Below are 17,780 nucleotides of genomic sequence, written 5' to 3'. Positions count from 1 at the left end.
GGCTCAGTCGATTTGGCCTTCATGTGCCGCAGCGGACACGGCCGCTCGCCGATTGAGGACCTCGGTTGTTGCATCGCCGCCCCCGATGTCGTACGTCGTCACGCCGGGTTTGTCCGGTGCCGCCCCTTCGGTAGCCATCCCGTGATAGCCAAAATTGGTAGATCGGAGCGTCGCGTGGCGCATCCTTCCGCTGCCCCGTCAAACATGACCCGGTTAGCGCTGTGTGGACGCGACGATACAAGCGCCGCCGTGGACGGCGCCTGGTGGCCGAAGAGCTTGGACCTGAGCTCAGAGCTACCGGACTTACTTGCCGTATTCGGTTTATGGATCGGCACAGTGCGCCGGGTCGTTTACGACCCGAGTGTGTGGTTGCCCGCGCCTACACGGATTAGACGCCACGATGAGATGGTTTCACTCAATCCCTACCGGCTGATCTTCAGCGACACGATCTATCTGATGGGTACGCATTCTCGCGACGCGGTGCTGTTCGTGCTGGCGCCTTCGAGCTCTACGGAGGACGCCTGCCGCCTCATGTCTGAGGTTCACACTTCAGCAGAACCGATGAATGCGGGCGACCTGCGCCAACTCGTGCGCAGATGCGCCTCAGAGCTTGGGAGTCCGGAGCAATCGGCACCGTTGGATCCGCACGAAACGTCCTGGGGCTGACCGGGTATCACCCTTGCTCATGCCCGCGCCCGTCGCTGCGCGAGGACCCGATGCGCGAGCCGCAGATACGCACGGGCGACGTTTGGCCAGGCCATCTCGGGCGCTAATCTCCTGGCCTCGGCCGCCATCGCGCCGGCGAGGCGCGGCTCGGTCAGCACCCGGCGCAGGGCACCAGCCAGCGCATCCGGATCGTCATGCGCGACGACGATGCCGGCGCCACTGGCGAGCAGCTCGACGGCGTGCGGGAACGCGGTGGCCACGACCGGTCGGCCGCTCGCGACGGCGTCGACCAGAGCACTGGAGGTGACCTGATCGGTCGAGTCGTAGGGCAACACCACGACCGCCGCGGACTGGAAGAGTTCGGTGAGCATCGGAACGTTCCGGCAATCCGTGTCAAAGCACACCGAATCCGCGACACCGCTGCGCAGCGCCTGATCTATCCGGGCATTCCGGTACGCCTCGCCGTCGGCGGCCAGCACATTCGGGTCCGTTCTGCCCGCAACCACGTACCGCGGCCGGCCGGGCAGGTCATCAAGCGACGCCATTGCCTCGATCACCCGCTCGATGCCGTCGCCTGGGCCGAGCAGGCCCGGGGTCAACACGACGGGTCGACCGCTGCGCATGCAGGATGGCTTCGTCGGGACGGTCGCGCCGTATGGGATGGTGGCGATCTTGTGGCGGGCGATGTCGAAGCCCCGGCGCAGCCGTCGGCTGGCGGCCTCGGACATCACAACCACCTGGTCCGCCCGGGCGGCGAGCAGCTCGAGAAGCGAACGCTGGTGTGGCGTAGGGTCTTTGGGGACGGCGTGAGCGACCAAGATCAATGGGACACGCAGTCTGTCGATGATGCCCACGACTTCGGCGCCGTCGACGCCTCCGTAGATGCCGTACTCATGCTGGATCACGGCGACGTCGCTCTGGTTCAGCAACTCGGCGCACGCTGCGATGGATGCCGCTGAGCCGTTGACCAGCTCTCCGATGATGCGGGCGCTCGAGGCCGGCGGCCCGTCGGACACTCGAACGACGCTGACCTCGGCGCCATTGGTGCTCAACCCGCTTGCCAGCGCGGCGCTGAACGTAGCCAGTCCGGACGCCGTCGGTGGATACGTACCCAGAATGCCGAAACTCGTGGCAGCGGAAATCCCCTGTCGACCAGGGGAATCCGCCAAACATGGAAAGTCGACCAAGGCGCTCAAGGCAATCCCAACTACATGTGGCCACCTGCGTGCCCGGCATGAGCGGTTGCTCGGTGCGATCAGCGGCATATGACTGACTCAGCCCGGACTGCCTGGATTTCCAACTCCTTTGAGGATACACCCGCAAAGGGCCCAGCGAAGCCCGGAGATCCCCGCCGTGGAGTACAGTCGCAGAATCGGGACCGACCAGGCCCCCATGACGAAGGGGCCAGCGATGTCCGATAAGTCTCCTCGACGAACCATGAGCAAGAAATCCGGAAAGTCATTGAAGGAGAAACGCGCCGACAAGCACGTCAAGGCGGACCGCCGCACCGCGGCGGCCACCGATGCGCTACTTCGCAACGAAAAGCGCTGAGGCACAACTTCCTTCGTTCGCGCGAGACTTCACCGAAGTCCACCTCGCGCGGGCTTCGCGACGCTGGTTGCGATCGCCGCGATCGCTGTCTTGAGCCCGCGACGGCGCCCTGTCTTTAGATCAATGCCGCCGAAACCCGGCTCCAAGTCGGTGAACATCCGCTCGCTGCGGGTCTCCGGGGCGTCGTCGGCGGTGTCGCGCAAGTGGCGGTCCGGCAACGACAGTTTGGCGATGGTGCGCCACGCCTTGCCGTACTGCATCAAGAATGAACCGGTGGTGTAGGGCAGGTCGTACTTGTCGCAGATTTGCCTGACCCGGATCGAGACCTCGTGCAGGCGGTTACTGGGCAGATCGGGGTAAAGGTGGTGCTCGATCTGGTGGCACAGGTTGCCGCTCATGAACCGCAGCGCGGGCCCGGCCTCGAAGTTGGCGCTACCCAGCATCTGGCGCAGATACCACTGGCCCCGGGTCTCGCCGGTCATGTCGGTCTTCGTGAATTTATCTGCGCCATCGGGGAAATGCCCGCAGAAGATCACCGCATTGGCCCAGATGTTGCGGATCACGTTGGCCACCGCGTTGGCCTTCAGCGTCGATTTGTAGGTCGCCGCGGGCGACAACGAGGTCAGCGCCGGGAACGCGATGTAGTCCTTGACCACCTGCCTTCCGGCCTTGGCTGAGAACTCACGTGCCTGCTGAAGGGTGAGGGCACGCTCCGGTCCAGCCTTCACGAGCTTCTCGAAATCGACGGTCTGCAAGCCGATTCCCCACTCGAACCCAAGCGCGAGGATGGCATTGAACAGCAGGTTGCCGACGTTGAAGCGCTGCCATGGCTGGTCGCGCGTGACTCGCAGGATGAAGTAGCCGACGTCGTCGTCCATGCCGAGGATGTTGGTGTACTTGTGGTGCTGAAAGTTGTGGGAGGAAATCCAGTGCTTTGATGCCGCACTCATGTCCCACTCCCATGTCGAGGAGTGGATCTCGGGATCGTTCATCCAGTTCCACTGGCCGTGCATGACGTTGTGGCCGATCTCCATGTTCTCGATGATCTTGGCCAGACCCAGGGTCACCGTTCCCGCCCACCACGCAGAGCGTTTCGCACTTGCGGTCAGCATGAGCCGGCCGGCTACCTCCACGGCGCGTTGCGCGGCGATGGTGCGGCGGATGTAGCGGGCGTCGCGCTCGCCGAGAGAGTCTTCGATGTCCTGTCGGATGGCGTCCAGCTCGATGGCCAGGTTCTCGATGTCGGCGTCGGTCAGGTGAGCGAAGGCCGCAATGTCGGTAATCGCCATCGTTTGCTCTCTTTCGTCGAGCTTGTATGTCGGGTTCTCAGCGCTCATGGGCGACGAAGAACGCGGAACCGGTGCAACCGCTGCGGCGCGCCACCAAAGCTCGGGAACGCGGATTGCCGACGCAGCTGATTACCGGTTCTTCTGGTAGTCCTCCGTATTGGGGGCGAATGAGCGATATCCGGTGCTGTCCGGGAACGTAACGGGTGGACACCGCGATGCGCGCCTCGAGCAGACGCTCACCAAGTTTCCGCGGCTTACTGCCAACGTGCTTTCCGACAGACTGATGAACTCAGTACCCACAACGCTACGCCTCCAGCGCCCACCGTGTGGCAGCCCGGGACGGCTACCGCATTCAGCAATTTTCCGAGGACCCTGCGGTATGGTTTGTCACGGTTGATTGCGCAGCCACCGGAAACGTCCTGCGGCGATCGAAGAGATCCCCGCCGTAACGTGACCGGACACCCGGTTAATTCGGCGGTCAAAGGGTTGGTCTTTCGGACTGCCCCTGACGGAGTCCGGTGGTCAGGCTTGGTCGCTGCCCCCCGTCGGCAACATCGGCGCGCCCCGCCGGCTGATTGCCCGCACGTATGTACCGTCAGTGTGTCCGAATGCTCGAGACCGCGCTTCAATCGGAGCGACGAAACATTTGTGGCGTGCGTGAAGAGGGCACGCTCTGCCGCTGCGCTCATCGTCCACCTCATTTCCCGGCGGACGGCACTCCTATCGCGCCAGCATCAGACATGCTGGCGCACTCCCAATTTCGATGAAAGTTCGGCGCCGCAACATCGACGCATGGCTTCATCCGGGCGCGGGTCCGCAGTCGAACACCCCGGCGCACGGCCGGACGCCAACCGCGGCGCCGCCGCGCCGGAGCCAAAGGAATGGCCTTGAGTAAGTTCACGGAAACCATGTATGACACCGCCCGGTCCAGTTCGAAGGGCCTGGTCACCGGGGAGCCGAATTGTCCCGTCCGACACACCTGGGGCGAGGTGCATGAGCGCGCCCGTCGGATCGCGGGTGGCCTGGCGACCGCGGGTGTCGACCGCGGTGACGCCGTCCCGGTGCTGGCGGGTGCTCCAGCCGAGATCGCGCCTGCCGGGCAGGGAATCTGGATGCGCGGCGCCAGCCTCACCATGCTCCACCAGCCCACGCCACGCACCGATCTTGGACGCTGGGCCGAGGAAACCGCCGCCGTCATCACGATGATCGGCGCCAAAACGGTCGTCATCTCGGACCCATTCATGGCCGCCGGGCCGCTTCTGGCCGAGCTGGGTACCCGAGTGCTGACAATCGAGCAACTGCTCGGCAGCCGGCCGATCGATCCGGTCCGGACCGACGAAGACGACGTTGCGCTGCTGCAGTTGACGTCTGGTTCCACCGGATCGCCCAAGGCCGTTCAGGTTTCGCACCGCAATGTCGTTTCAAACGCCGAGGCAATGTTCATCGGCGCAGAAGTCGACATCGATACCGACGTGATCGTGAGCTGGCTGCCACTGTTCCACGACATGGGTATGACCGGCTTCTTAACCGTGCCAATGTATTTCGGTGCCGAGCTAGTGAAGGTCACTCCAATGGACTTCCTGCGCGACACCTTGCTGTGGGCGAAGCTCATCGACAAGTACAGGGGCACCATGACCGCCGCGCCGAATTTCGCCTACAAGCTGTTCGCCAAACGCCTTCGTACGCTGGCCGAGCCTGGCCAGTTCGACCTGTCCAGCCTGCGGTGGGCGCTGTCGGGGGCCGAACAAGTCGAACCGGCCGACGTCGAAGACTTTTGCGAAGCGGGCAAACCGTTCGGGTTGCGTCCGGAGGCGATCCTGCCCGCGTACGGTATGGCCGAGACGACAGTGGCTGTGTCGTTCTCCGAGTGCGGCGCGGGCCTGATGATCGACGAGGTCGACGCGGACCTGCTCGCCCTGCTCCACCGAGCCGTTCCGGCGGCCAAGGGCCAAACCCGGCGGCTGACAACGCTTGGCCGTCCGCTCAAGGGGCTGGAGGCGCGCATCATCGACGACGACGGCAACATCCTGTCCGCGCGGGGCGTCGGCGTCATTCAGGTGCGCGGCGAACCGGTGACGGCCGGGTACGTGACGATGGGCGGTTTCGTCGGGGCCCTAGACGACCAGGGTTGGTATGACACAGGCGATTTGGGCTACCTCACCGAGACCGGACACCTCGTCGTCTGCGGCCGCGTCAAGGACGTGATCATCATGGCTGGGCGCAACGTCTACCCCACCGACATCGAACGTGCCGCCGGGCGCGTCCCGGGGGTCCGGCCCGGCTGTGCCGTGGCGGTGCGCCTGGATGCCGGACGGTCGCGGGAGACGTTCGCTGTCGCGGTGGAGTCCAATAGCTGGCAGGACCCGGCCGAGGTGCGCCGGATCGAGCATCAGGTGGCGCACGAGGTGGTCGCCGAGGTCGATGTCCGGCCCCGCAATGTGGTCGTGCTCGAGCCGGGAATGATCCCGAAGACCCCGTCGGGGAAGCTTCGACGCGTCCATACGCTGACGCTCGTCGGCTGACTCCCGGGACGCCGCGAAGAGTAGGTTTGTGTCGGAGGAGGGGATAGTGACCGACTTCGACGCCCAGCCCGGTCGCAGAGCGCCCGCGCAATCCGAGCCCTCCCCCACCCAACGGGAAGCGGACGAGGCCGAGTTGTATGCCGGGCTCCGCGGAGTGTCCGGGATCGTGGCCGGCGCTCAAGGAGTGATCGACATTCTGGGCGATGTGGCGGAATTCGCCGCCCAGGCGATTCCCCGCGCAGACGGTGTGGGCGTCGCGTTGATCGATCCGCGATACGGCATTTCCAGCGTCCAGACCTGGGCCGCGACGGCGGCGCTTGTCCACGAGATTGACACCATTCAGTACGACGAAATGCACGAGGGGCCATGCATAACGTGCATGCAATCCCGGCGGCCCGCGGTGAGCGGATCGCTGGGAAGTGACAGCCGTTGGCCGCACTTCGGTGGAAGGGTGGCCCGGATGCACGTGCATTCCGCGCTGGCGCTCCCGTTGATCGTCGGTGACCAGGTGATCGGGGCGATCAATGCCTATGCCAAAAACCGCGACGCCTTCGGCGAGCACGCGGTGCGGTTGGGATCCCAGTTCGCCAGGCCCGCCGCGGTATCGGTGCACAACGCGCAGTTGCTGGCCAACGCCCAGGAACGGACGACGCGATTGCAGCGCGCGCTGGACAGCCGCGCAGTCATAGATCAGGCGATCGGCATCATCCGTAGCAGGTCGGGCGGCACCGCTGAGGAGGCCTTCGGCCGGCTCGCCCAGATCAGCCAGACCGAGAACGTCAAGCTGAACGTCGTCGCCGAACGGCTGGTCGACGAGGCCGTGCGGCGCGCCCGCGCGCGGCATCGCTGAACCGGTTATCGCGGTGGCGCTGTCGCGAGTTCGGTCAACTCCGCGAGCAGCAGCGGGCGGGAATCCCGATCGGTCATCAGTCTGCGGGCGACGTCGGTCAAGTGTTGACGTTTGGCCCGCGCGTACGTGCGCAACAGCCGGAACGCCTCCTCCACGGACACACCCAGGGTTTCACGGAGGAAGCCTTTGGCCTGCTCGATGATGACGCGACTGGTCAGTGCGGAGCGCAGTTGCGGCATCACGGTGGCGGGTGTGGGCGGGTGCTCCACCAGGATCGCCACGCATGCGATGTGAGTGAGGGTCTGGCCGACGAGCAGGTCGGCCTCACTGAGCTCGCCCGGGCGAGTGCCGAACAAACCCAGCGCGCCGAACACCATGCCGGCAGCGCGCATCGGAACGGCGTGCACGGAGGCGAAGCCCGCCCCGATCGCGGCGGGGACGAACCGCGGCCACCGCCCTGCGACGCGTTGGACGTCGGCGACCGAAACCGGTCGACCCGTGGCGTAGCAGTCCACGCATGGGCCTTCGTCGGCTTGCAGCTGGAAGAGTTCGAGTTCGCGCGCCTGCTCCGAGGTGGCGGCCAGCAACCGGAGCTGCTGCAGCGGGTCGGCGAGCAGAAATCCCGCGGCCTCGATGTCGAGCAGCTCAGCACATCGCTCGGTGAGGTCGGTCAGCAGGTCGACGACATCGAAATCGTCGAGCAGGCTGTCGACGAGCGAGACGACGGCGTCCAGCACGCGGGTTTCACGGGGAGTCTCAGTCACAGCGCCTCCTTCGGACTGTCCCTGCCTATGCGAGCCGGCATCAGTCGGCCTCGAGCTTCAGCCGCCGCTCGAGGATGTCGCGGGCGACGTCGGTGGCGCTGCGGCCGGTCGCGTATGCGTGAGCGCGCAGCCGGACAAGGGCCTCGGCAGGCTCAACCCCCAGCTGCGCGACCAGCATCCCGGTGGCCTGGCTGACCTCCGAGCGGCTCAGCATGGTGAGTTCGGCCCAGGCATTGCTGGTGGGGTCGGCAACGGCTGCCTGCAGGTCGGCGTTCATGAGGTCCAGGAGCGGGATGCCAGCAAGCTCCGCGGCGGCGACCGCGCCGACCACATCCTCGTCCGGCAGCGGTCCGGGCTGCGCACGGAACAGGTCGAGGGCGCCGACGAATTCGCCGGCCACGACGACCGGTATCGCATAAACGCTCCTGATGCCGTGGGCCAGCATGGCGGGCCCGTAGGCGGTCCACCGAGCCTCGCCGGGATCGGCGAGGTCGACGACCAGAATCGGAATCCGCCGCGCGACAGAGTCAAGGCACGGTCCCTCGCCGAGCGTGAACTGCAATTCGTCGTAGATGCGCGCGGCCGGGCTGCTGGATCCCAGTGTGCCGCTGCTAGCGCCGTCGAAGACGATCGAAATCGCCGCTGCGTCAACCTCGAGGAAGACCACGCAAGCGTGGCACAGAGAGTCGGCGGCTTCTATCCCGCGCCGGCCGTCGACGGCAGCGAGCAACTGCTCGTGGATCGCCACATTTAACCGAACAAGGGTCGGGCAGCCGCTGAAGCGCCCGGTGGTTTCGGCATGAGCATCCCTCCACCTTTACTAGTTCGAGGGCTTTGACGAGCGTACCGCTGCTACCGCAGGACGGTTCCCCTCTCATGGCGCAGAGCGGCCGTGATCGCGCGCACCGGTTCGGCAGCCAACAAAGCGGTGATTGACCCATGCCTGCACCGTCGGGAAGTGGTCCCGGCTGGGATCGAACCAGCGACCTTCCGCGTGTGAAGCGGACGCTCTCCCACTGAGCCACGGGACCGGCGCCGAGAGGCGAACGACGTCGAAGACTAGCACGAGCTCGGTCTCGACAGTACCGGCCGCCTGCGGGTCGCCGTTACGGCGCGATAACCTGGACGCGGCCCGTACCAAGAAATTTGTATGTGCCCGCTCACGTCGACTATCGTCGTGCTTCGCACCGGGCGACGATCTCGCCCAGGGCGCGCGGATGTAGCGCAGTTGGTAGCGCATCACCTTGCCAAGGTGAGGGTCGCGGGTTCGAATCCCGTCATCCGCTCGAAGGTGCAAGTGGCATCAATCCCAGCGGTGGAGTGGCCGAGTGGTGAGGCAACGGCCTGCAAAGCCGTGCACACGGGTTCGATTCCCGTCTCCACCTCCAGCTTTTGACCCAGGCGCGATTAGCTCAGCGGGAGAGCGCTTCCCTGACACGGAAGAGGTCACTGGTTCAATCCCAGTATCGCGCACCAGAGTTTTTGCTGATCAGAGGCACTCGTGAAGACGAACCCCCGGTACGGCCGGGCCTTCTACACGGCGATGGCTGTGCTATGCCTGGCGCTGTTCGTGCTGAATCTGTGCACTCACGGCACGGCGCTGGGCCTCATCGGTACCGGAGGCCTCGCCGTATTGATGGGTTACCTCGCCTACCGAGCATGGTTCGGCAAGCGCCACGCAAGCCAGCAATAGATTTCTCCACGCCAGGTGCGCCACCCCGGGGACAAGCATTGCCGATGCCGGGCAGCTTTCGACACCGCTCATCGCACATCGCCGGCCGTCGCAGCCGTGTTTTGCCAGGATGATGCTCATCACTCGAAAAGACTTAGTGGACAACCGCTGTCAGTAATGACGGTGCGACCGCTCAGTTGCTTGAGCTGCTGGAGTAGACGTGGGCTGAAATTCGCCCGGCCCCCTGCGTCCAAGCGAGCTACTTCGTGGGGGTGCGGGCTTCCTCGTAGCGGACGGACGCCACCAAAGCCACGCTGAGCAGAGCCAACAATGGCACGAACACGAACGGGTACGCGGCGATCGCCGCCAAGGCGACGAGCGTGGCCGGCACCATCAACGCCATCGCGGCCGTCGGATGCCTTTCGCATAGGCCCACGATTCTTGCCGGCGTCGCGAAAGCTACCGCCGCCTGCGGATACCAGTCCGGCCGATGACCATACGAGTAGTGGGTTCTCAGGCCGCACCCCATGCAGGCGCGCCCATAGGAGTAACGGGTCTCGAGCCCGCAACCCATGCAGGTGTGAGTGGTCATCCGCTTATGATCCCATCGCGACGAGCGGCCCTCGCAGCTGACAGTTGGGCCTACCCGCTCGGTTCCCATTCCTGGGCAACGACTTACGGGGACAGTCATTCCTCGCTGGGGCCGCGCGTGGAGGGTTGGCCACACCCTCATGAGAGGAGCTCAGCGACCGTTTCGCCAGGGCTTTACGGGCGCTCCTGAATCACGCACTCCACGATCCGGTTGGCCAAGCGGGGGTCGAAACCCATATGCGATACCTTTTGCGCTTCAGCGGCCGGAGAAACACCGGAGTTGAGGTCCTGCTCGATAATCCCGATGAGCTGCTGGTTCTGATAGTCGTGTTCCCACAGTGGAACTTCCGTAATGCTTCCCACGCAATTTCCGTAACCGCTCAAGTCTGCGCGAGCCGGTGCGGCCACCAGCACGCCGACGGCTATGCCGACCGCGGCAGCAACGGAGAAGAAACGCACGGTCACATGGATACCCAGCTATGACGCAGAGTAATCAGCAAACGAAACTGAGCAGATGCGGCGTCGGGGTGAATTCACACACGCTCAGCCTTCATGTCCATATCGATGGTGCCCTGGCACGCGCCGCTCAAGATGTCGGTGTGCATGATCCCGTCGAGCGACCCGTCGGGTTGGGGCGTGTAGCGCACAGTGGCCCGGGCCGGATTCCATTCGATCGAGGTGTCGGGCATCATGCAGTCCCATTGAAAATCGTTGACCTGGGTCCAGGACTTCCCGTCCCACGTGAACTGGATCGGCTGCGGAACCGTCGGGTTGGTTGGCGGGGGGCCGCTAATGATGGTGGCGACGCACTTTCCGTTCGTACAGCTCGAGCGGAAACCGTAGGTCTCGGTGTGCTGCACCTCGGGATTGCCGACCGCCATGCTGGTCCCGGCCTTCGGACCAACCATGAACGTGATCGCGTACTGCCCGTTCCAGGACGGATTGTCGGCGAAGGCCGTCGGGGAAAACGCCAGGGCGATCGGGAGCGGCGAAGCGCACAGACCGACAAATCTTTTCAAGCGGTCCGACGTCATCATTTCTCCTCTGAGGCCGTACCCGTCAATAGTCATGCGCCGGCCCTTCACAGGCAAGCGTCTGCCCGACTGGCCTTACCAACCCCACTCGTCGTCGCCCAGGACATCCACGGTGAGGGCGTTGTCGGCGGGCGCTTTGGTCCCGTAGTAAAAGGTGAGCATGGTGCGGTCGTCGTCGAGGGGTTCGGTCGCTACGACGGTGGCATGCCCGATCTTCATGCGGATCTTGTCCCCGGGCTTCAACTCGTCAACACGTTTAAGGGGCACGCTCCACCCATCAGCAGCACTGCAACCTGATGGAGCCAACGGTATTGGCTTCCATCAGGTCTCCACCAGATCCTGACTCCACGAGCGGGCTGCGCCAGCCGCAGAGCGGCGAGATCAACAGCTCGATCGAAATCTAATCCGACGACTTCTTGGAGTCCTCGTCGTCCTCGTCGTCGTCCTCGTCGTCCTCGTCGTCCTCGTCGTCCTCGTCGTCCTCGTCGTCCTCGTCGTCCTCGTCGTCCTCGTCGTCGTCCTCGTCGTCCTCGTCGTCGTCCTCGTCGTCCTCGTCCTCGTCGTCGTCCTCGTCCCTCGACTCGCCGGACTTATCGAGCTTGTCGGCGAACTTGGTCAAGAGCTCGGCCAGCTCGCGGGCCTCCTCGGACGCCAACGAATCGTCGAATAATCGCTCGTTGTCCTCCGAGACGCGCGCCAGATAAACCGCGTTGTCTTTGATGCCGACGTCCCACCGGCCTCCGTCTTGACGAGCCATCCGATGCCGCCTTTCGACTAGTGACTGATCGCACAACAGACGCGTCCCGGCGCGTCATTGCGTTGTTTACCCACTTGTGCCGCCGGCGCCTCAGTAAAGGCGGCGCTGGCCTCTCGGACGGGTTACGGCGCGATCGGCCGCTTGAAGAAGCACGCGACGGAAAAGGCTCCGCGGTGGTCGGCATCGAGACCGACCATCTCCCACCCCTGCCGGCCCAGCTCGTCGGCCCTCAGCTTCATCTCGTCCATGGCGGTGTCCCCCTCGCGGTAATCCCACGTGTATTCCCACTGCTGCGGATACCAGTTGCCGTCGGACGCCAGCCACCAACCCGGGCCCGGTGAAGGATTGTTCATGTGGTCGTAAGTACCACAGAGCGGCCCAGCTACGGCGCGTACGCCCAACCGAGAAAGATGTTTTGCGAATCGTTGGGGCTTGGCCGTATTTCCCGGATGTGCGGCGGCGTGAAGTAGTTGGCGGTGAGGTACTGGCCATTGCCCTCGCTGAGCATGACGTGTCCGGTGCCGTGATCGAATCCGGGATTGCTCGTAAAGACGAGTGCCCCCTCGGGAATGTTGTCGGCGTTGGTGTGGATGAGTCCCTTGCGGTTGAAATCGTTGAACGCGTCCATCGCCGACGGGTATCGGAACGCGTGGTTGTAGGCCTGCTCGACGAACGCCTCGCATTGGACCGTGCTGTCGGGATCGGCGGCCATCTGACCGCGCGCCCACGCCATCGCGTGAGCCGCCTTGTCCTCACCGGCCGCTGCCGCCGGTGCCGCTCCCCCACCCCCACCGCAGTCGGGGCCGAGCGCGTCGAGGGTGCGCGTGTCGATGTCGACATCGGCGACGTAGTGCCCGTCAGATGTCTTGTACCACAGGCTGTCCCAGCCGCCGTCGGCAATCTGATAGCTGAAGAAGCCTTTGACCGGCTCGCCCGTGCTGTGGCACACGAGCGTCAACAGCTGGCCGGCGCTGTAAACGCCGTCGTGGCCCGCCTTCGTGTTGGGGCCGTTCATGCGCTGGGTGGTCTGGGCTTTGACGGTGGCAGTCGTCTCGGCACGGGCGGGCGCGGCACCCGGCAGGCCCAGCGCAACGACGGCTGCCGTCGCGGCCGCAATTGCTGCTTTCATCGCTCGGTCTTTCTGCCACGTCCCCTGTGAAATTGATCGGGACGCTACACCGAAAACAATGGCCGTGTCTCAGAAATAATCCTAAGAATTCAGGCGTCAGCAGTGGTCGGTCCAGCACCGCTGCAGCGGGCAATAAGTCGAATGCGCCAGCGTCACCATGGAATGGACGTCCCCGAACGTCACGTTCCTCGGGTCGAGGTCGGCGTGGATGTTCTGGGCAATTTGGTCGTACGTCCAGCCCCACCCCAGATCGTCACAGATGAGGCGCCCCATGCCGGTCAGGGCGGCTTCGTGGCCCGGCGGCCAATCGAAGCCCTGAGCGCGCAGTTGAGCGAGGTAGGCGTCATCGGCGGCATCGGCGGTCGCGATCGCCGTGCTGGCGATGAGGGCGGCGCCAGCCACGACGGGGACGGCCAGTCGCGCCAGCCAGCGAGATGAGGACATTTGATCCGCTTCCTTTCTTCGTGCCGTTGACGACACCCGCAGGATACGGCTCCAATGCGGCAGGATACGAAGAATAGGAAAACCAGGGAAAATGCAACTTATCGAAAGTTGAATAATCGGCGTCACGGGCGACGAATGCGTGATTTGATCACCGGTGACAATCACGGCCCGGGCGGTGGGGGCGGCGGAGGGGTCCAGCGCCGGCCATCCGTCGTCCATCCGCACGGCAGCCAGTTCAACTGTGGGCCATCGAAGGTCAGGCATTTGGGTGTACCCGGAGGGGGCGTCGGACCCGGCGACGGCGAGTCGGCGTGAGCGGTAGCCCCGCTGAGCATCACCGCCCCAACGGCCACGAATATCGCTGCGGGCTTTCTCATCGCGGAGGACCCACCGACGCGGTCGACGCTAGCCTTCGGCCTGCGCGTTCACCCTGTCAATTTTAGTCGTCGGGCCCTGTTTCAAACCTGAAGAATTGCTGCTAATCAGCCGTACAGCGGGGTACCGACAAGCGAAGGTAATCGCCCCCGGCCGGCCTTGGGTGGACGGCGCAAATCCACGGAGTTCTGCAGGTTAATTTGCCGCGCAATGACTTTCGCCGAAAGGGTAGAGTCGCGGGCATGAATTTGGTCGAGTGGCTGAGGACCCCGCGCTACCTGCGCACGCGTCTGATGATGGAGAGACAACCGATAAGGAACATCGAGATAGAAACGGTGTTCCTCGAAGTCTCCCACCGCGACGCGCTGCTGCGGTTCCCGGTGATGCTGATGCTGCTACCGAGGCGCGTTCGCCCGTCGCGCGACCCGAAGCCGCGCCCTGATCAGGAAGAGTGACCGTGCGTCAGCTTTGCGTGGCTTTGCTGACGTACTGCGGGCAGTAAGACTGCGTCGCCGCACCGATGAAGTAACCCGAATTGTGGTCACTTAACCCGAGTGCACCTTGTACGTCGGAAAGGGTCTGCGCCAAAGTCGCACCATTGGCCCAGTCCTGGCAAACTCCATGTCCGGCGTTGACGATGGTCTGGTTCGACAGGTTGGTGAGGGTGATTCCCTGTTGCCCGAGCGCCTGAAGGAAAACGTCGTCCGTCGCGTCGGCGGTCGCGATCGGGGCGACGACGACGCTCATGCTTGCCAAAACGGCCGCCAGTGGGCCGATTAGTTGTGCCGGTTTCTTCATAGTGGCTCCTCGATGGGTCCGCGTTTCGATATGTCCTGATCGCGAAGCTGGCCGATGAACTCACGCGCCTGCGCTTCGATCAATAGGTACTTTTGCACACGCCTCGCTCCGGCGCTGGCAAATCGAAATAAATCGCGGCGAGACGCAGAACCCGGCCAGTAATTGACGAGAACGCCAGTTATGCCCGGCGGCATTATTCGCGCGCAGCAGCAGATGCGTTGGAACGACGAAACGCCGCGTCGCGCGGGGCCGGGAACGGTAGCCGGCGATGCCGCTGCGCACGGACCGCGTCAGTGCCCGCCATCGCTTGCACGCGTCGGTGACCAGGTTGGGCACCGGCGATCGATGGGGCATGCTTGCGATATGCACATCGTGAACGGCGTCCGTGACCCAGCGGCAAGTTTTCCTCTCGACACCGTCACCGACGATGCGGCCGAGCGCCGCGAGGCCAACCGGGCCGTCGCCGTCAGCGCCATTGGACTGGCCCTGACGGGGCTCGTCGAGTTGGCCATCGCGCTGCTGTCCGGCTCGGTGGCGTTGCTCGGCGACGCGTTGCACAACCTGTCTGACGTCTCCACCAGCGCCCTGGTGTTCGTCGGGTTTCGGGCGTCGCGCAAACTCCCCAGCGAGCGCTATCCGTACGGCTACGAACGCGCCGAGGACCTCGCCGGAATCGGTGTGGCAGTAGTCATTTGGGGCAGTGCCGCCGTCGCCGCCTTCGAAAGCGTCACCAAGTTGCTCCAGCACGGCGGCACCGGGTATGTGGGCTGGGGTATCGCCGCGGCGATCGTGGGAATCGCGGGCAACCAGCTCGTGGCCCGCTACAAACTGGTGGTAGGCAGGCGGATTCGCTCTGCGACGATGGTGGCCGACGCCAAGCATTCCTGGCTGGACGCCCTGTCGTCGGCGGGGGCGATGCTCGGCCTGATCGGCGTGGCGCTCGGCTGGGGGTGGGCCGACGCGGTCGCCGGGATCGTCGTCACCGGATTCATCTGCCACGTCGGCTGGGAGGTGACCGCCGACATCGCTCACCGCCTACTCGACGGCGTCGACCCCGAAATCATCGCGACCGCCGAGGCCGTCGCCGCCACCGTGCCCGGCGTCACCCACGCGCACGCCCGGGCGCGATGGACCGGCCGTACGTTGCGGGTCGAGGTGGAGGGCTTCCTCGATCCCGACACTCCCCTGGCGGCGGCGGATGGAATCGGTCGCCTGGTCGCCGCCGCGCTGGCGCCGCGGATCCCCGAGATGCACAACTTCACCTGGACGGCACGAGCCGCCTGAGCGAACGCGGTCCAGGCGTCAGCCTGAGCCGTCAGTTGCCCTGCGCACCTTCCGGTTTCGGGCCGCGGTCCTCGCCGGTTATGTACTTCGGGCAGTAGTGCGACGCGGCCAGGTACGTGAACTTGGCCGCGCTGGCACCCTGGAACGCCGGGTTCTGGTTGCGAAGTTGCGTCACGATCTCCGCGGACGACTGCCCGTCGTCGAGCAGGTCACACACCGACTTGCCGATGGTGATCGCGTTGCCGCCATCCTGATAAGTGATGCCGGCGTCTCGCAGGTCTTTGAGGAAGTCCTGATCGTTATCGATGTCGGCAGACGCGGGGGCGGCCAGACCGATCAGGGCGGCGGCGCTCGCCAAAGCCACTAGGAATCGCATAACGCAAGCGATTGTCGCAGACCCGTCGGCGAATCGCACCTCGCCGGGCAAACGGCCGGTGAACTCTCACCGCCCGCGAACCGGCTACGCCGCCGGCGCCCGGGACGGTCGCAGCGCCGGGCGGCGCATCGTCAACGACTCGGGCAACGCTCCGACCTGCCGATGCTCCACCGGTTCCCAGATGTCGCCGTCAAGCAGTCCGGGCAGGCCGGCCTCGCTGGCGATGAAAACCGGCGCTCTGCCTTGCGCGCACTGCCGGTGGTAATCCGTCAGCGCAGCGAACGCCCACTTCCCCAGCAAGCAGATGGTGAGCAGGTTCGCGATCGCCATCACCGCCATCGTCAGGTCGGCGAGCGCCCACACCAGCGTCAGCTTCGCCAATGCCCCGAACACGATGGACAGCAGCGTGACCACCTTCAGCACATTGGCCGCCAGGCGCCGGCCACCCAGGTAGAACAGATTGGCCTCGGCGACCACGTAATTGCTCAGCACCGACGCGAACGCGAAGACGAACACCACCGCGGTCATCAGAACCGTGGTCCATGACCCGAGATCGGCGGCGACCGCGGACTCGGTGAGGCTCGCCCCGGCAACCGCTCCCAGGCGCGCCGGGTTGTAGGTTTCCGGACCCGACAGCAGCACGATGAACGCCGTCGCGGTGCAGATCACCATGGTGTCGACGAACACGGCGAGCGACTGGATGAGGCCCTGCTCCACCGGATGTTTCACCGTCGCGGCGCCCGCGATGTTGGGCGAGCTGCCCATCCCGGCCTCGCACGCGAATAGGCCTCGCTTGACGCCGGTGAACATCGCGGCGAGCGCACCGCCCGCGAAACCGCCTGCCATTTGGCGGACTCCGAACGCCCCGCCGACGATCTCCCTGATCACCGTCGGCAGCTCGGTGATGTTGACGGCCACGATTCCCAGCGCGAGCAGGGTGTAGACCAGCGCCACCACCGGAAGGACCGACCCGGCGAATTGGGCGACCCGCCGCACCCCACCGAAGAGCACGGGCGCCGCCAGCCCCGCCAAAACGACTGTCGTCCAACCCACCCCGATGCCGTGCGACGACTGCAACACCCCGCTGATCGCATTGGTCTCCACCATGTTGAAGGCGGTGGAGAAGGTGATCACCAACAGCATGGCGAAGACGACGCCGCCGGCGCGTGACCGCAACCCGCGTTGGATGTAGAACGCGGGGCCGCCGCGGAAGGCGCCGTCGTCCGAGCGGACCTTGAAGATCTGGGCCAGGGTGGCCTCGATCACCGCGGTGGCCATGCCGACCGCCGCCACCACCCACATCCAGAAGACGGCACCGGGCCCGCCCACGGTCAGCGCGATTGCGACGCCGGCGATGTTTCCGGTACCCACGCGCGACGCGAGACCCACGCAGAACGCCTGGAAGGAGGAGATCCCGCCGTCGTAATGGTGCGCTTTGCGGAGCTGGCGAACCATGCGCCCGAAGTAGCGGATCTGAATGAAACGGGTGCGCACCGTGAAATAGACACCGCCACCGATCAGCAAATAGATCAGGACGTGCGTATTCAGGATGTTGCTAAGGGGTTCGACCAACTGCTGCTGAAGGAAGTCCAAACCCATGCTTCCTTTCGACTGCGGCCGCTGTCCGTCGCCGAAATGGTATGGGCGAATTGTTGATTACACGTTTCGTTCACCCGCC

The 17,780-nt window shown here is 64.9% G+C and carries 21 protein-coding genes and 4 tRNA genes; 9 read left to right on the top strand and 16 right to left on the bottom strand.

Going from position 1 to position 17,780, the window contains the following annotated elements; genetic code table 11:
* Positions 1-174 precede the first annotated feature (174 nt).
* On the top strand, positions 175-666 hold the full coding sequence (locus G6N37_RS03400) for a DUF5994 family protein (RefSeq protein ID WP_163675903.1): 492 nt from the start codon (positions 175-177) through the stop codon (positions 664-666).
* 17 nt (positions 667-683) lie between these two features.
* On the opposite strand, the gene G6N37_RS03395 is transcribed toward G6N37_RS03400, so the two are convergent.
* Both G6N37_RS03395 and G6N37_RS03390 read right to left on the bottom strand, forming a co-directional pair.
* Positions 684-1,808, bottom strand: a complete 1,125-nt coding sequence (locus G6N37_RS03395; RefSeq protein WP_232075461.1) for a glycosyltransferase — start codon at positions 1,806-1,808, stop codon at positions 684-686.
* 438 nt (positions 1,809-2,246) lie between these two features.
* The gene (locus G6N37_RS03390; RefSeq protein WP_163684532.1) at positions 2,247-3,506 is read right to left on the bottom strand and encodes a fatty acid desaturase family protein; all 1,260 of its coding nucleotides are present in this window, start codon (positions 3,504-3,506) and stop codon (positions 2,247-2,249) included.
* A gap of 887 nt (positions 3,507-4,393) precedes the next feature.
* Between G6N37_RS03390 and G6N37_RS03385 the strand changes: the two genes are divergently transcribed.
* Entirely contained in the window at positions 4,394-6,028 is a 1,635-nt protein-coding gene (locus G6N37_RS03385) for a fatty acyl-AMP ligase (RefSeq protein WP_163675894.1), read from the top strand.
* Positions 6,029-6,074: 46 nt separating this feature from the next.
* Positions 6,075-6,878: a GAF and ANTAR domain-containing protein gene (locus G6N37_RS03380; RefSeq protein ID WP_163675890.1), complete on the top strand. Its 804-nt coding sequence runs from the start codon at positions 6,075-6,077 to the stop codon at positions 6,876-6,878.
* Between the two features lie 5 nt (positions 6,879-6,883).
* Here the strand turns inward: G6N37_RS03380 and G6N37_RS03375 are convergent, their stop codons facing one another.
* From G6N37_RS03375 to G6N37_RS03365, 3 genes are all read right to left on the bottom strand, one after another.
* Positions 6,884-7,642, bottom strand: a complete 759-nt coding sequence (locus tag G6N37_RS03375) for a GAF and ANTAR domain-containing protein (RefSeq protein ID WP_163675887.1) — start codon at positions 7,640-7,642, stop codon at positions 6,884-6,886.
* Between the two features lie 40 nt (positions 7,643-7,682).
* Positions 7,683-8,390: a GAF and ANTAR domain-containing protein gene (locus G6N37_RS03370; protein ID WP_163675884.1), complete on the bottom strand. Its 708-nt coding sequence runs from the start codon at positions 8,388-8,390 to the stop codon at positions 7,683-7,685.
* Positions 8,391-8,601: 211 nt separating this feature from the next.
* Positions 8,602-8,673: transfer RNA gene (locus G6N37_RS03365), tRNA-Val, on the bottom strand.
* A gap of 182 nt (positions 8,674-8,855) precedes the next feature.
* On the opposite strand from G6N37_RS03365, the gene G6N37_RS03360 reads away from it, so the two are divergent.
* The 4 genes from G6N37_RS03360 (at position 8,856) to G6N37_RS03345 (ending at position 9,335) form a co-directional block, all read left to right on the top strand.
* A tRNA-Gly gene (locus G6N37_RS03360) sits at positions 8,856-8,928 on the top strand.
* A gap of 28 nt (positions 8,929-8,956) precedes the next feature.
* Positions 8,957-9,030: transfer RNA gene (locus tag G6N37_RS03355), tRNA-Cys, on the top strand.
* Between the two features lie 13 nt (positions 9,031-9,043).
* Positions 9,044-9,118 (top strand) — tRNA-Val (locus G6N37_RS03350).
* Positions 9,119-9,143: 25 nt separating this feature from the next.
* The gene (locus tag G6N37_RS03345; RefSeq protein ID WP_163675881.1) at positions 9,144-9,335 is read left to right on the top strand and encodes a hypothetical protein; all 192 of its coding nucleotides are present in this window, start codon (positions 9,144-9,146) and stop codon (positions 9,333-9,335) included.
* 238 nt (positions 9,336-9,573) lie between these two features.
* Here the strand turns inward: G6N37_RS03345 and G6N37_RS03340 are convergent, their stop codons facing one another.
* From G6N37_RS03340 to G6N37_RS26750, 8 genes are all read right to left on the bottom strand, one after another.
* Positions 9,574-9,906: a hypothetical protein gene (locus tag G6N37_RS03340; protein ID WP_163675878.1), complete on the bottom strand. Its 333-nt coding sequence runs from the start codon at positions 9,904-9,906 to the stop codon at positions 9,574-9,576.
* Between the two features lie 173 nt (positions 9,907-10,079).
* The gene (locus G6N37_RS03335; RefSeq protein WP_163675875.1) at positions 10,080-10,370 is read right to left on the bottom strand and encodes a hypothetical protein; all 291 of its coding nucleotides are present in this window, start codon (positions 10,368-10,370) and stop codon (positions 10,080-10,082) included.
* 68 nt (positions 10,371-10,438) lie between these two features.
* Positions 10,439-10,939: an Rv2253 family sensor-like surface protein gene (locus G6N37_RS03330; RefSeq protein WP_163675870.1), complete on the bottom strand. Its 501-nt coding sequence runs from the start codon at positions 10,937-10,939 to the stop codon at positions 10,439-10,441.
* Positions 10,940-11,014: 75 nt separating this feature from the next.
* Positions 11,015-11,206 (bottom strand): hypothetical protein, encoded by a 192-nt coding sequence (locus G6N37_RS03325; protein ID WP_163674174.1) that lies wholly within the window; start codon positions 11,204-11,206, stop codon positions 11,015-11,017.
* Positions 11,207-11,339: 133 nt separating this feature from the next.
* A complete protein-coding gene (locus G6N37_RS03320) occupies positions 11,340-11,696 on the bottom strand; it encodes a hypothetical protein (protein WP_163675867.1) in 357 nt (118 codons plus the stop codon).
* Positions 11,697-11,818: 122 nt separating this feature from the next.
* Positions 11,819-12,049, bottom strand: coding sequence for a hypothetical protein (locus G6N37_RS03315; protein WP_083175928.1), 231 nt, complete (start codon positions 12,047-12,049; stop codon positions 11,819-11,821).
* A 29-nt stretch (positions 12,050-12,078) separates the two neighbouring features.
* On the bottom strand, positions 12,079-12,825 hold the full coding sequence (locus G6N37_RS03310) for a hypothetical protein (RefSeq protein WP_163675865.1): 747 nt from the start codon (positions 12,823-12,825) through the stop codon (positions 12,079-12,081).
* A 96-nt stretch (positions 12,826-12,921) separates the two neighbouring features.
* Positions 12,922-13,488 (bottom strand): DUF732 domain-containing protein, encoded by a 567-nt coding sequence (locus G6N37_RS26750; RefSeq protein WP_426627463.1) that lies wholly within the window; start codon positions 13,486-13,488, stop codon positions 12,922-12,924.
* 398 nt (positions 13,489-13,886) lie between these two features.
* Here G6N37_RS26750 and G6N37_RS03300 point away from each other — a divergent pair, with 398 nt between their 5' ends.
* Entirely contained in the window at positions 13,887-14,099 is a 213-nt protein-coding gene (locus G6N37_RS03300) for a hypothetical protein (RefSeq protein ID WP_163675862.1), read from the top strand.
* A 7-nt stretch (positions 14,100-14,106) separates the two neighbouring features.
* Here the strand turns inward: G6N37_RS03300 and G6N37_RS03295 are convergent, their stop codons facing one another.
* The gene (locus G6N37_RS03295; protein WP_163675858.1) at positions 14,107-14,442 is read right to left on the bottom strand and encodes a DUF732 domain-containing protein; all 336 of its coding nucleotides are present in this window, start codon (positions 14,440-14,442) and stop codon (positions 14,107-14,109) included.
* Between the two features lie 363 nt (positions 14,443-14,805).
* On the opposite strand from G6N37_RS03295, the gene G6N37_RS03290 reads away from it, so the two are divergent.
* Positions 14,806-15,726 (top strand): cation diffusion facilitator family transporter, encoded by a 921-nt coding sequence (locus G6N37_RS03290; RefSeq protein ID WP_163675855.1) that lies wholly within the window; start codon positions 14,806-14,808, stop codon positions 15,724-15,726.
* Between the two features lie 31 nt (positions 15,727-15,757).
* On the opposite strand, the gene G6N37_RS03285 is transcribed toward G6N37_RS03290, so the two are convergent.
* Both G6N37_RS03285 and G6N37_RS03280 read right to left on the bottom strand, forming a co-directional pair.
* Complete coding sequence (locus G6N37_RS03285) at positions 15,758-16,102, bottom strand: DUF732 domain-containing protein (protein ID WP_163675853.1); 345 nt, start codon at positions 16,100-16,102, stop codon at positions 15,758-15,760.
* Positions 16,103-16,186: 84 nt separating this feature from the next.
* Positions 16,187-17,701 carry an alanine/glycine:cation symporter family protein gene (locus G6N37_RS03280; RefSeq protein WP_232075261.1) on the bottom strand — a complete coding sequence of 505 codons (1,515 nt, stop codon included), beginning with the start codon at positions 17,699-17,701 and terminating at the stop codon, positions 16,187-16,189.
* Positions 17,702-17,780 lie beyond the last annotated feature (79 nt).

This window comes from Mycobacterium seoulense (assembly GCF_010731595.1).
GTDB lineage: Bacteria > Actinomycetota > Actinomycetes > Mycobacteriales > Mycobacteriaceae > Mycobacterium > Mycobacterium seoulense.
Note: the sequence above shows the minus strand (reverse complement) of the source record. Positions and strands in the feature narration are given on the sequence as shown.

What these genes read in the sequence shown, in the direction of transcription:
- G6N37_RS03315 (WP_083175928.1), bottom strand. Translation starts at nt 12,049, where the DNA reads ATGAACAATCCTTCACCGGGCCCGGGTTGGTGGCTGGCGTCCGACGGC.
- G6N37_RS03340 (WP_163675878.1), bottom strand. Translation starts at nt 9,906, where the DNA reads ATGACCACTCACACCTGCATGGGTTGCGGGCTCGAGACCCGTTACTCC.
- G6N37_RS03295 (WP_163675858.1), bottom strand. Translation starts at nt 14,442, where the DNA reads ATGAAGAAACCGGCACAACTAATCGGCCCACTGGCGGCCGTTTTGGCA.
- G6N37_RS03300 (WP_163675862.1), top strand. Translation starts at nt 13,887, where the DNA reads ATGAATTTGGTCGAGTGGCTGAGGACCCCGCGCTACCTGCGCACGCGT.
- G6N37_RS03285 (WP_163675853.1), bottom strand. Translation starts at nt 16,102, where the DNA reads ATGCGATTCCTAGTGGCTTTGGCGAGCGCCGCCGCCCTGATCGGTCTG.
- G6N37_RS03330 (WP_163675870.1), bottom strand. Translation starts at nt 10,939, where the DNA reads ATGACGTCGGACCGCTTGAAAAGATTTGTCGGTCTGTGCGCTTCGCCG.
- G6N37_RS03290 (WP_163675855.1), top strand. Translation starts at nt 14,806, where the DNA reads ATGCACATCGTGAACGGCGTCCGTGACCCAGCGGCAAGTTTTCCTCTC.
- G6N37_RS03390 (WP_163684532.1), bottom strand. Translation starts at nt 3,506, where the DNA reads ATGGCGATTACCGACATTGCGGCCTTCGCTCACCTGACCGACGCCGAC.
- G6N37_RS03310 (WP_163675865.1), bottom strand. Translation starts at nt 12,825, where the DNA reads ATGAAAGCAGCAATTGCGGCCGCGACGGCAGCCGTCGTTGCGCTGGGC.
- G6N37_RS03280 (WP_232075261.1), bottom strand. Translation starts at nt 17,701, where the DNA reads ATGGGTTTGGACTTCCTTCAGCAGCAGTTGGTCGAACCCCTTAGCAAC.
- G6N37_RS03320 (WP_163675867.1), bottom strand. Translation starts at nt 11,696, where the DNA reads ATGGCTCGTCAAGACGGAGGCCGGTGGGACGTCGGCATCAAAGACAAC.
- G6N37_RS26750 (WP_426627463.1), bottom strand. Translation starts at nt 13,488, where the DNA reads ATGGACGACGGATGGCCGGCGCTGGACCCCTCCGCCGCCCCCACCGCC.